The 11,377-nt window shown below is 69.6% G+C and carries 11 protein-coding genes; 5 read left to right on the forward strand and 6 right to left on the reverse strand.

What is annotated here, in order from left to right; translation table 11 throughout:
• Positions 1-130: 130 nt before the first annotated feature.
• Positions 131-1,003 carry an aminodeoxychorismate lyase gene (locus P3H15_RS16180; RefSeq protein ID WP_276138176.1) on the reverse strand — a complete coding sequence of 291 codons (873 nt, stop codon included), beginning with the start codon at positions 1,001-1,003 and terminating at the stop codon, positions 131-133.
• 62 nt (positions 1,004-1,065) lie between these two features.
• Between P3H15_RS16180 and P3H15_RS16185 the strand changes: the two genes are divergently transcribed.
• The 4 genes from P3H15_RS16185 to P3H15_RS16200 all read left to right on the forward strand — a co-directional run bounded on the left by P3H15_RS16185 (position 1,066) and on the right by P3H15_RS16200 (position 4,184).
• Positions 1,066-2,187 carry a folate-binding protein YgfZ gene (locus P3H15_RS16185; RefSeq protein ID WP_276138177.1) on the forward strand — a complete coding sequence of 374 codons (1,122 nt, stop codon included), beginning with the start codon at positions 1,066-1,068 and terminating at the stop codon, positions 2,185-2,187.
• Positions 2,184-2,852 carry an MOSC domain-containing protein gene (locus P3H15_RS16190; RefSeq protein ID WP_276138178.1) on the forward strand — a complete coding sequence of 223 codons (669 nt, stop codon included), beginning with the start codon at positions 2,184-2,186 and terminating at the stop codon, positions 2,850-2,852. Before P3H15_RS16185 ends, P3H15_RS16190 begins: the two co-directional genes overlap by 4 nt.
• Complete coding sequence (locus P3H15_RS16195; protein ID WP_015888682.1) at positions 2,849-3,802, forward strand: asparaginase; 954 nt, start codon at positions 2,849-2,851, stop codon at positions 3,800-3,802. The genes P3H15_RS16190 and P3H15_RS16195 overlap by 4 nt, the downstream gene beginning before the upstream one ends.
• Positions 3,803-3,983: 181 nt before the next feature.
• On the forward strand, positions 3,984-4,184 hold the full coding sequence (locus P3H15_RS16200) for a DUF3073 domain-containing protein (protein ID WP_005244376.1): 201 nt from the start codon (positions 3,984-3,986) through the stop codon (positions 4,182-4,184).
• A gap of 111 nt (positions 4,185-4,295) precedes the next feature.
• On the opposite strand, the gene purM is transcribed toward P3H15_RS16200, so the two are convergent.
• The gene (purM, locus tag P3H15_RS16205; protein WP_276138179.1) at positions 4,296-5,375 is read right to left on the reverse strand and encodes a phosphoribosylformylglycinamidine cyclo-ligase; all 1,080 of its coding nucleotides are present in this window, start codon (positions 5,373-5,375) and stop codon (positions 4,296-4,298) included.
• A 120-nt stretch (positions 5,376-5,495) separates the two neighbouring features.
• Positions 5,496-7,079, reverse strand: coding sequence for an amidophosphoribosyltransferase (gene purF, locus P3H15_RS16210; protein WP_206014784.1), 1,584 nt, complete (start codon positions 7,077-7,079; stop codon positions 5,496-5,498).
• A gap of 173 nt (positions 7,080-7,252) precedes the next feature.
• On the opposite strand from purF, the gene P3H15_RS16215 reads away from it, so the two are divergent.
• On the forward strand, positions 7,253-8,572 hold the full coding sequence (locus tag P3H15_RS16215) for a cyclopropane-fatty-acyl-phospholipid synthase family protein (protein WP_276138180.1): 1,320 nt from the start codon (positions 7,253-7,255) through the stop codon (positions 8,570-8,572).
• On the opposite strand, the gene P3H15_RS16220 is transcribed toward P3H15_RS16215, so the two are convergent.
• From P3H15_RS16220 to P3H15_RS16230, 3 genes are read right to left on the reverse strand one after another with little or no spacing between them, the layout of a single operon-like run.
• Positions 8,573-8,959 (reverse strand): sterol carrier family protein, encoded by a 387-nt coding sequence (locus tag P3H15_RS16220; RefSeq protein ID WP_276138181.1) that lies wholly within the window; start codon positions 8,957-8,959, stop codon positions 8,573-8,575. It lies immediately after the preceding gene.
• 4 nt (positions 8,960-8,963) lie between these two features.
• Complete coding sequence (locus P3H15_RS16225) at positions 8,964-9,608, reverse strand: CPBP family intramembrane glutamic endopeptidase (RefSeq protein WP_276138182.1); 645 nt, start codon at positions 9,606-9,608, stop codon at positions 8,964-8,966.
• Positions 9,605-11,374: an alpha/beta-hydrolase family protein gene (locus tag P3H15_RS16230; protein WP_276138183.1), complete on the reverse strand. Its 1,770-nt coding sequence runs from the start codon at positions 11,372-11,374 to the stop codon at positions 9,605-9,607. Before P3H15_RS16230 ends, P3H15_RS16225 begins: the two co-directional genes overlap by 4 nt.
• Positions 11,375-11,377: the final 3 nt, after the last annotated feature.

Here is an 11,377-nt window from a genome sequence, read left to right on the forward strand (position 1 = left end):
ACTCCGAAACTGGGCCCGTAGGACAGGCTTCAGGGCCGGAGCGTGGGCTTCCGCCCGACCCTTGAAAACAACGTACTGCGGGGGTCGTTTCCCCCGCAGGACTTTGCTACTACGAAATGTAGTAGACCTGTCAAGCCTCCGCGGACTCGGCACCCGACGTCTCGACCGCGAGGCCGACCAGCTCCACGATCTCGTCGGCGAGGGGCGCGTCCGGCAGGGCGAGGCCGTCGATCTTGCGCACCCGCGCGGCCATGGTGATGCTGGAGATGAGCCAAACACCTTCCGCCGTAATGAGATCCGCCGGGCGCAGTGCCGCGTACTCACAGCGGACCCCCTTGCCGGACGCCACCTCGTAGAGAGCCTGCTGCGTGGTGCCCGGCAGAATTCCGTGCTCCGGCGGCGGCGTGAGGAGCGTCTTCTCACGGGCGATGACCACCGTGGAACGTGGCCCTTCCAACACATTGCCCTCACTACTGACGAAGATCACATCGTCGGCCCCGAACGTGGCCGCGTACCGCAGGGCGGCCATGTTCGTGGCATACGACAAGGTCTTCGCCCCGAGCAGCTGCCACGGCGCGCTCGCCGACAGATCCACCGAATAGCCCCGGGCCAGTGTGAGTACCGACACCCCGTCGCGGCGCGCATCCAGGATCCGATCGGAGACCGGCCCGACGGTGACGAAAGCGGTCGCGTCGCCACCGGACTCCCGGCCGCGGCTGAGCACGAGGCGCATCGCGCCCTCCCGCTCGGATCCCCACTCCTCGACGGCCAACTCCAGCGCCAGCCGCCAGTCGTCCAGGTCCTGCACCGGCAGACCGAGGGCCCGCGCCGACGCGACCAGTCGAGTGAGGTGCGGCTCCACCTTCAGTGCGCGACCGCCGCGCACCAACAGCGTCTCGAAGACACCGTCGCCGCGCACCACCGCCAGATCGTCCGCGTGCAGCAGCGGGGCATCCGCGTCGCGCACCTCGTGGTCCAGTGTCACCAGCACTCGATCAGACATGAGACCCAGCCTATCGACCCTGCTGACCGCCACCCGAGGTCCATGGTCCCTAGACTGGGTTCGTGGTCGACAAACTGCCCGTCTCACCCAGTCCACTCGTCACGGCCCCGGACGCGGTCCCCGCGCCCGAAGGCTCCCCCGACGCCGGCGTCGCCTGGCACCACGGCGATCCACTCGGCGAACAACGCAGCGCCGAGCGTTCCGCGGTGGTCGTCGACCGCTCCCACCGGTTCGTCATCGCGATCAGCGGACCCGAACGACTCACCTGGCTGCACACCATCTCCAGCCAGCACGTCGCCGCACTCCCCGACGGCTCGAGTGCCGAGAACCTCAGCCTCGACGTCAACGGCCGCGTCGAACACCACTTCGTCCAGACCGACCTCGACGGCGTCACCTGGATCGACACCGAAGCCGACCGCGGATCCGACCTTCTCTCGTTCCTCACCAAGATGGTTTTCTGGTCCAAGGCCGAGCCCCGCGACGGCAACGAACTCGCCGTCCTCAGTGTGATCGGCCCCGACGCCACGGCGGTCCTCGACGCCGCCGGGGTCGCCGCGCCCGCCGAGCCGTACGCCGCGGCCGTGGTGGCCGGGGGCGGTTTCGTCCGCCGCATGCCGTGGCCGACCGCCGACTCCTTCGACCTGCTGGTCCCGCGGGAAGGACTCGCGACGTGGTGGGGCCGGCTCACCGCCGCCGGCGCCGCCCCCGCCGGAACGTGGGCGTTCGAGGCCCTCCGGGTGGCTGCCGTGCGTCCGCGGATCGGGCTCGACACCGACGACCGCACCATCCCGCACGAGGTCCGCTGGATCGGCGGTCCCGCCGAGCACGGCGCCGTCCACCTCGAGAAGGGTTGCTACCGCGGTCAGGAGACGGTCGCCCGCGTCCACAACCTCGGCAAACCGCCGCGACACCTGGTTCTGCTGCACCTCGACGGCAGCGCCGAGGGCCGGCCGGAACCCGGTGACCCGGTGACGGCGGGCGGGCGCGCGGTCGGACGGATCGGCACGGTGATCGACCATCACGAACTCGGCCCCATCGCGCTGGCCCTCGTCAAACGGTCCATCCCCACCGACACCGAATTGGTGACCGGCCCGTGCGCGGCGTCCATCGACCCCGACTCCGTGCCCGTCGACGACGCGGTCCAGGCCGGCCGCGCCGCCGTCGACCGGCTCCGCGGCCGGTGACCGGGACGACCGCGGCGACCGGCGAGGTGCTGGCCGTCTGCGTGCTGCACACCGAACGCGACAGCGGCACCCGGCGGGTGACCCGCACGGCGATCGACAAGCGGCCCGTCGACGGCCCGGTGTCCGTCACGACCGCCGGACTGGCCGGCGACCGCGTCTGCGACACCGAGTACCACGGCGGGCCGTTCAAGGCCGTCTACGCGTACCAGGAGGACGAGGCGCAGCGCTGGGCGTCGGAACTCGGCCGCGTGTTGCCCCCGGGATGGTTCGGCGAGAATCTCCGGCTGGACGGCATCGCCGCGAGCGACGCCGTGATCGGCGAGCGCTGGCGGATCGGCACCACCGAATTGGAGGTGGCAGGCCCACGGACGCCGTGCGGCACGTTCGGCGTGTGGGCCGCCGAGCCGAGGTGGGTCAAGCGGTTCTCCGAACGCGGCGACACGGGTGCGTACCTGCGGGTGGTGACCGAGGGGTCGATCACCGCAGGCGACGCCGTCCACCGCATCCACGTGCCCGGGCACGGCGTCACCGTGCGCGATCTGTTCACCGGTCGCGACCCGGAACGGTTCGTGGCACTGCTCGAACAGCAGGAGAACCTCGCTCCGACCGTCGCGGACAAGGCCCGCCGTCGGATCGCCGGACTGGAAGTGCAGGTCACGTATTGAGCATCGAACTGGTCGAGGTCGTCCGTTCCGGATTCCGTGAGTGCGTCCACCGTGGTTCCGCGGTGATCCTCAGTGCCGACGGCGAGATCGCGCTCGCCCTCGGCGAGGTGCACACGCCGATCTACCCGCGGTCGTCGAACAAGCCGTGGCAGGCCGTGACGATGCTGCGGAACGGCTTCGAACCGACCAGTTCGGAAGAGCTTGCGATCGCGACCGCATCCCACGAGGGCGAGTCGGACCACGTCGAACTCGTCGAGCGGCTCCTCGCCCGGTACGGCCTCGACGAGGATCAGCTCCGCTGCCCCGCGGATCTGCCCTCCAACGAGCTCGCGCGGGCCGAACTGCTGGCCGCCGGGGAGCTCCCCCGCCCGGTGTACATGAACTGCTCGGGCAAACACGCGGCGATGCTCGCTACCTGCCTGACCGCCGACTGGCCGCTGGACAGCTACCTGGAGCCGACGCATCCGCTGCAACTCGCGGTCGTCGAGACGCTCGGCTCGATCAGCGGCGACGTCGACGCCGAACTCGGCATCGACGGATGCGGGCTGCCGATCGTCCCGCTGTCGCTGACGCATCTGGCGCGGGCGTTCGCGCGGCTCGTCACCGCCGAGCCCGGCTCCCCCGAGCTCGCCGTCGCCGACGCCGTCCGCGAACACCCGTATCTCGTCTCGGGTACCGGCAAGGACGACGCACGCCTGATGCCGGTCGTTCCCGGGCTGATGACGAAGGCCGGCGCCGACGGGGTCTACGCGGGCGCGCTCCCCGACGGCTCGGCGTTCGCGCTGAAGATCGACGACGGTCACGAACGGGCCCGGTTGCCCCTCGCCGCAGCGCTTCTCCACCGGATGGGCGCCGAATGGACCGAGGACCTGGCAGCCCTCGCATCGCAGCCCGTGCTCGGCGGCGGCGTCCGGGTGGGGACGGTCCGGGCAATTCCGGGAGTCTTCTGAAGTCGAAATACCGGCATCGGGGCAGCTCGCGACCTCGATGAGACTAAACAGACACCGGTTCGGGGTGTGGATGGAAGCGCGAGGGACTTTTCCACGCTAGAGTGTGGGGCAGGAACTTACACACTCAAACGGGGCCGCCAAATTCCCCAGGCCGCCCCGCGAAAGCGCGAGGGGGTCAGCCATGGGCCGCGGCCGGGCTAAGGCAAAGCAGACCAAGGTTGCACGCGAGCTGAAGTACAGCGTACCGACCACGGATTTTGACAGCCTGCAAAGAGAGCTCTCAGGTGGGTCGTCCAACTCGCATCGGGACGAGGTCTTCGCTGACCAGCGTGCCGACAGGGAGGGTCACTCCCGGGAGGACGACGACGACTGGCGGCGCTGAGATCTGAAGACACAGAAATGAGGGGGAGCCGGTACCGGCTCCCCCTCATTTCCACATCTTCAGCCGGTCGGGGCCACTAGCTCGCCCCGTTCCGACCGCCGGCGCCCGACCCTAGAACCTCGGGTGGTCGCCGGCGAGAATCGCGCGCTGGGCGGACACGTCGTGCGACTTCTTGATGCTGCCCAGCGTCCAGCAGTCGATGTGCCGCGCCGTCAGGACGGCCAGCGCACGATCGACGTCCTCGGGCGCCACGATCGCGACCATGCCGACGCCCATGTTGAACGTCTGCTCCATCTCGGCCCGCTCCACGCGTCCGCGCTGCGCGATCATCGCGAAGATCGGAGCGGGGCTCCAGGTGCCGCGGTCGAGTTCGGCGACCAGACCCTTGGGCATGACCCGCGCGAGGTTGTTGGCCAGTCCACCACCGGTGACGTGGCAGAACGTGCGCACGTCGGTCTCGGCGGCGAGCGCCAGGCAGTCCTTGGCGTAGATCTTCGTGGGCTCGAGCATCTCCTCGCCCAGCGTGCGGCCGAACTCGTCGACGTGCGCCGTCAGGCTCATGTGATCGATCTCGAGCAGCACCTTGCGAGCCAGCGAGTAACCGTTGGAATGCAGTCCGGACGAACCCATGGCGATCACGACGTCGCCGGGTCGGACCCGGTCGGGGCCCAGCACCTGATCGGCCTCGACCACGCCGACGCCGGTCGCGGACAGGTCGTAGTCGCCGTCCGCCATCACACCGGGATGCTCGGCCGTCTCGCCACCGAGCAGCGCGCAACCGGCCTGGATGCAGCCTTCGGCGATGCCGCTGACGAGTTCGGCGACCCGCTCCGGGACGACGCGCCCGACGGCGATGTAGTCCTGCAGGAACAGCGGCTCGGCGCCGCAGACGACGAGGTCGTCGACGACCATCGCGACCAGGTCGAGGCCCACGGTGTCGTGCTTGTCGAGCGCCTGGGCAACGGCGAGCTTGGTGCCCACACCGTCCGTGGACGCCGCGAGCAGCGGCTCCTTGTAGTCACCCTTGAGCGAGAACAGTCCCGCGAATCCACCGAGACCACCGAGAACCTCGGGACGGCTGGCGCGCTTGGCCAAGGGAGCGAAGAGTTCCACCGCCCGATCGCCTGCGGCGATGTCCACTCCTGCGGCGGCGTAGGACGCGCCAGGGCGACTTGTCGGATCCTCGGTCATGTGGTTGTTACTCCAGCCTTCTGTTGCTCGTCAAAATCGTGTCGGTCGGGCAATCGAGTGCTGTGATTGCGTCCTTACGGTACCGGAGTACGTTCTCCGGCCGGCTCCCGATGTCCCGGCCTACGGCCGACTGAGGGCGTTCGCGTTGTCGTTCTCCCGCGTCGCGGGACCGCCTGCCGCGCTCTCGAGCATTCCCTCGAGAACGTTCTTTCCGATCGACGTCTCCGTGGGGAGCGCGATGGGGTAAGTGCCGTCGAAGCAGGCCGCGCACAGTCGCGACGCCGGCTGCTCGGTGGCCGCGATCATGCCTTCGGTGGAGATGTAGCCGAGGGTGTCGGCGCCGATGGAGCGGCGCACCCCTTCGAGCATCTCGTCGAAGCTGCCGGGCTCGCCGCTGCCACCCGCACCGTTGGCGATCAACTCGGCGGGGGAGGCGAAGTCGATGCCGTAGAAGCAGGGCCACTTGACCGGCGGCGACGCGATCCGGACGTGGATCTCCAGGGCGCCTGCCTCGCGGAGCATCCGGATGAGCGCGCGCTGGGTGTTGCCGCGGACGATCGAATCGTCCACGACCACGAGGCGCTTGCCGCGGATGACTTCCTTCAGCGGGTTGAGTTTGAGGCGGATGCCGAGCTGGCGGATCGTCTGCGAGGGCTGGATGAACGTGCGGCCCACGTAGGCGTTCTTCATCAGACCCTGGCCGTACGGAATGCCCGACCCCTGCGCGTACCCAACCGCGGCGGGAGTGCCCGATTCGGGGACCGGGATGACGAGATCGCCCTCGGCGGGGTGCTCGGTGGCGAGGCGACGGCCGATCTCGACGCGGGTCGAGTGCACCGAACGTCCGCCGATGACACTGTCCGGACGGGCCAGGTACACGTACTCGAACACGCAGCCCTTGGGCTCGGGGTTCGCGAAGCGGGAGGAGCGGACGCCGTCGGCGTCGATGGCGAGGAGTTCGCCGGGTTCGATATCGCGGACGAACGACGCGCCGACGATGTCGAGCGCGGCCGTCTCGCTGGCCACCACCCAGCCGCGGTCCAGTCGTCCGAGGCACAGGGGGCGGATGCCGTGCGGGTCACGCGCCGCGTAGAGCGTGTGCTCGTCCATGAACGTGAGGCAGAACGCGCCGCGCAACGTCGGCAGCAGCGTCATGGCCGCCTGCTCGATGGTGCTGTCCGCGGCGGCGTGCGCGAGGAGGGCGCCGACGACGTCCGAGTCGGACGTGGCGCCGCCGGGGCGCTTGTCGTTGACGAGGCCCGCCGCACGGGCGCGCTGCGCCAGTTCCGCCGTGTTGACGAGGTTGCCGTTGTGGCCGAGGGCGATGCCGCTGCCCGCCGCGGTGGTGCGGAAGATCGGCTGCGCGTTCTCCCACGTGGTCGAGCCCGTGGTGGAGTAGCGACAGTGACCGACGGCGACGTGGCCCGGCATTGCTGCCAGGGTCTGCTCGTCGAACACCTGGCTGACCAACCCGAGGTCCTTGAAGACCAGCACCTGCGAACCGTCGGCGACGGCGATGCCCGCCGCTTCCTGACCACGGTGCTGCAGAGCATAAAGCCCGTAGTAGGTGAGTTTCGCCACATCCTCTCCCGGCGCCCAGACGCCGAAGACTCCGCATTCTTCGCGGGGCTCGTTCTCGTCCTCGTCGGACGGGTTCGAAGAGAGAAGATTAGGACTGTGGACCGACAGATCGGCTCTGGTCACCGGGGTGCTCCCTGGGGATGGGCGTGTGAGGGGCAAGGTCAGTCTACGTGCCCCGCGCCGCCGCTTCGCCCACGGTGCCGATCGAACCGGCCCGACTCCCGGACGACGGGCCGAAAATAGATTAGTTTCGGTATCGATCAGCATCCTCGAACCACAGAGCGGGGGCTTTTCCGATGAACGTCCGCAGCACGGCTCCGACCGCCGCAGAACGTCTGCTGAGCGCCTTCGAAGGTGCGATGGGCATCCCCCTTCCCGTCCACGTCCGATGCTGGGACGGCTCGAAGGCAGGCCCCGACGCGGACGTCACCATCGTCTTCCGCAACCGCCGGGCCGTCCGGAGGGTGCTGTGGTCGCCGAACGAACTCGGTCTCGTCCGGGCCTACGTGTCCGGCGACCTCGAGATCGAGGGCGACGTCTTCCGGCTCCTCGCGCTCCCGGGACTCGTCGACAAGCTGGAAACTCTCGGCCTCCGCGGCTCCGACCACACCGCGATCCTGAAGGCGCTCGCGACGTTCGTCCGGCTCGGCGGCCTCGGTCTCCGTCCGAAACCGCCGTCGGTGGAGGTGCCGCGCCGCCGCGGCGCCAAGCACAGCAAAGCGCGCGACGCGTCCTCCGTCTCGCACCACTACGACGTCGGCAACGATTTCTACAGCCTGTTCCTGGGGCCGACGATGGTGTACTCGTGCGGGTACTGGGATCAGCGGTCCGGCGACCGCGGCGCGATCGGGACGCTCGAGGAAGCGCAGAACGACAAGCTGGACCTGGTCTGCCGCAAGCTCGGGCTGCAGTCGGGCATGCGACTGCTGGACGTGGGCTGCGGGTGGGGCTCGATGGCGATCCACGCCGCCGAGAAGTACGACGTGTCCGTCGTCGCGATCACCCTCAGCCACGAACAGGCCGAATGGGCGCGGGCCCGGGTCTCCGAGGAAGGCCTGTCGGACCGGATCGAGATCCGCGTCCAGGACTACCGCGACGTCGTCGACGGTCCCTTCGACGCGATCTCCAGCATCGGCATGTCCGAGCACGTCGGCGACGCCGCGCTGCCCGAGTACGCGGCGCACCTGGAGACCCTTCTGCGTCCCGAAGGGCGGCTGCTCAACCACGCCATCGCCTCGGTGCGGTCACTCACCGGCACGGAAGACGCGCCGGGGCTGATCGAGAACTACATCTTCCCGGACGGCGAGGTGCTGCCCCTGAGCAGGACCTTGGACGCGTTCGAGCGCACCGGGCTCGAGGTGCGCGACGTCGAGGCCCTCCGTGAGCACTACGCACTGACGCTGCGGGCCTGGGTGAGCAGACTGCGCGGCACCTGGGACGACGCCGTCCGACTTGCGGGCGCGGAGCGGGCCCGCACCTGGTTGCTGTACCTCGCGGCCAGCGCCCTGGGGTTCGAGGAGAAGGGTCGCCTGACGATCCATCAGGTCCTCGCCGTGCGCCCGTCCGACACCGGATCGAGCGGCCTGCCGCGCACCCGCGCGCTGTGGCTGGGGTGACTACACGCGCAGCAGCGGCAGCCAGTGGGCGATCTCCCCGGCACGACTCCCCGACACCGACACCTCGCCGCCGGACGTCGCGCCGTCGAAATCCAGCAGTCCCGTCACCAGCAGCAGCCACGTCCGCGGATCGGTCTCTACGACGTTGGGCGGGGTGCCGCGGGTGTGCCGGGGACCTTCGATGCACTGAACCGCGACGAACGGGGGAACCCGGACCTCCACGCTCGAACCGGGTGCCACCTGCTCGAGCGTCCGCGCGCTGAGCCGGACCGCCGCGGCCAGCTGGGTGCGGGACGGCTTCTCCTCGGTGTCGCCGCGCAGCCACGGACCGACGTCGAGTACGGCGGCCCTCAGTTCGGCGGGATCTACGGCTCGACGCGACGGCATGGGCTCAATCTACTGTGCGGGCCCGCGCGACTTCGGCGGCCACCACCCCGCCGATGTTGACCGAAAGATGCAGCAGTGCAGGGGCTACGACGCTGCCGCTGCGCCGCCGTAACCACTCGAACAGCACGGCAGAGGAACCGGTGAGCAGCACGCTGGCGGCGATCGGGTCACCGGCGATCCGGGCCGCACGCACGTGCCACAGCCCGAACGTCACGGCGTGCAGGGCGTACGCCGTGGTGGGTGTCCAGCCCCGTCGCAGCATCGCGGACAGGACGCTGCGGAACAGCAGTTCCTCGTGCGCGACGGTCCCCACGGGGATCCGGAACCCCACCCAGCCGGCGACATCGGTGGCGCAGTCGCCGGCCGGCACTCGCCTGCGCGCGGCGGGCACGCTCAGCGCGATCGAGTATCCGGCGAGCGGGATCACCGACGCCACGGCGCCGTACCGCAGCCCGGACCGCACCGCCGACGCGGACAGCCCGAGTTCGTCGATGCCGTACCCCGCGGTGCGGGCGGCTCCCACCACCGACAGCCCGAGCGCGCCACCCGCGACGGCCCGACCGTACGGGCCGAGCCCCGAACCGGGCAGCACCACGTTGTTCCACAGCACGGCCGCCGCCGCACCGGCCACGGAGGCGAGCCTGGTCACTTCTCCGGACCCTCTGTCCCGGCGAGGGATTCGAGGGTGGACCGGACACGTTCGGTGTCGGCGGGCGTCCATCCCTCGGGCTGCGCGACGGTGATCCAGCCGTCGAGGACGAGGGTTCCGTAATTGTGGCCGTGCCCGTCGGGCACCCCGGCGGCGTTCGTGAGGTCGGCGGACACCTGCCAGAACGTCACGAACGGAAACCATTTCATCGACGGCGAGCGATCGTCGCCCGGCGGTTCCTTCAACCAGTCGGGCCGGGTGAACGCGAGATCGGGCGACCACCACACGACGGGATCGGACGGATGCTGGACGTACAGGATGCGCGGCGACAACCACTCCCCCGGGTCTTCGACCATGTCGGCGGAGTCGTCGGCGAACCGCACCACCAGACCCGCCGCGTACTCGGGGTCGACCTCGGGAGTGCCGGGGTCGCGGCGCTGAACCAGCTGCCCCCACAGCCGGTTCGAGTTGGGCGGCCCGACCCACAGCACACCGTCGACGGTCTGCCGGATGTCGCTCAGCGTGTCGAAGGCGCCCTCACCTGCCTGGGTGCCGAGACTTTCGCCGTAGACGAGCAGCTTGGGGCGGGTCGCCTCGGGTTCCTGCAACCACCGTTCGTGCACGCGGTCGATCAGCAACTTTCCCGCCTCGGCGGCCTTCTCCCGGTCGGCGAGGAACGAGATCCAGCTCGGCAGGAACGAGTACTGGCTCGCCACCAGCGCTGTGTCGCCGTTGTGGACCAACTCGATCGCCTGCGCCGCAGTCGGATTGACCCAGCCCGTACCGGTGGTGGGGATGACGACGAGGACCTTGCGCGCGAACGCGCCGGTCCGCTCGAGTTCGTCGATGACGATGTCCATGCGTTCGTCGGGGTCCTCGGCGGTCTCGAGTCCGGCGTAGACCCGGATCGGATCCTTGGCCGGGGTGCCGTTGGCCGCCGTCAGTTCGTCGGCGTCGAGGCCGCGTGACACGAAGTTCCGGCCCTCGTATCCGAGGGTGTCCCAGGGAGCCAGCGACTCCGGGCTGCCCGACTTCTCGGGATCGAGCGGCTGTTCGACGCCGTCGCGGGTGGTCGAATTCTGCAGGCTGAACGCCGCATTCGTGGCGGCGTAGATGCCGCGCATCAGGACGCCGTCGACGAGCAGGAAGAACAGCACCGTCACGATGAGGATGCCGACGGTGGTGGCCGTCGGGATCGCGAGGTGCCACCGCCGGATGAGTCGGCCCGCGATCCACCGCACCAATTCGCGCAGCAACCGCCACACCGCGATGACCGCCGCACCCACGAGCAGGCTCAGGCCACCGGTGCGGATGTAGCCGGTGGTGGTGGTGCCCTCCGCTCCCATCAGCGCGGCGAGTTCACGCTGCCACGCCGCGGAGTACGCGAGCATCACGAGACTCACCGACACGCACGTCACCGTCACGAGCACGCGCAGGCCGGTGGACCACGGTTCCGGCAGCGGCCACCACGACCGGTTCTTCAGGACGTAGCGGCGGACCAGCCAGCCGATCGCCGTTCCCAACGCGTAACCGATCGCGGCGTTGATGCCGCCGATCAGCCCCTGGAACAGCCAGTCGCGGGGCAGCAGCGACGGCGTCAGCGACCAGCAGAAGAACAGCGTCGCGAAGGCGATGCCGGTGAAGTCGAGCCGAAGGAAACGCCAGGTCCGGTCGAGTCGGGGACCGTGGAGGAGTGCAGGATCGACCAGCCGCGAGAGTTCCCGCGGCCCCCTGTCAACCCTCTCCAATGCCCCCGATTCGACCATTCA

Source organism: Rhodococcus sp. T2V (assembly GCF_029269925.1).
Taxonomy (GTDB): Bacteria; Actinomycetota; Actinomycetes; order Mycobacteriales; family Mycobacteriaceae; genus Rhodococcus_F; species Rhodococcus_F koreensis.

Coding starts and splice junctions, on each gene's coding strand:
- P3H15_RS16200 (WP_005244376.1), top strand. CDS start 3,984: ATGGGCCGCGGCCGGGCTAAGGCAAAGCAGACCAAGGTTGCACGCGAG.
- P3H15_RS16180 (WP_276138176.1), bottom strand. CDS start 1,003: ATGTCTGATCGAGTGCTGGTGACACTGGACCACGAGGTGCGCGACGCG.
- P3H15_RS16230 (WP_276138183.1), bottom strand. CDS start 11,374: ATGGTCGAATCGGGGGCATTGGAGAGGGTTGACAGGGGGCCGCGGGAA.
- P3H15_RS16220 (WP_276138181.1), bottom strand. CDS start 8,959: ATGCCGTCGCGTCGAGCCGTAGATCCCGCCGAACTGAGGGCCGCCGTA.
- purM (WP_276138179.1), bottom strand. CDS start 5,375: ATGACCGAGGATCCGACAAGTCGCCCTGGCGCGTCCTACGCCGCCGCA.
- P3H15_RS16215 (WP_276138180.1), top strand. CDS start 7,253: ATGAACGTCCGCAGCACGGCTCCGACCGCCGCAGAACGTCTGCTGAGC.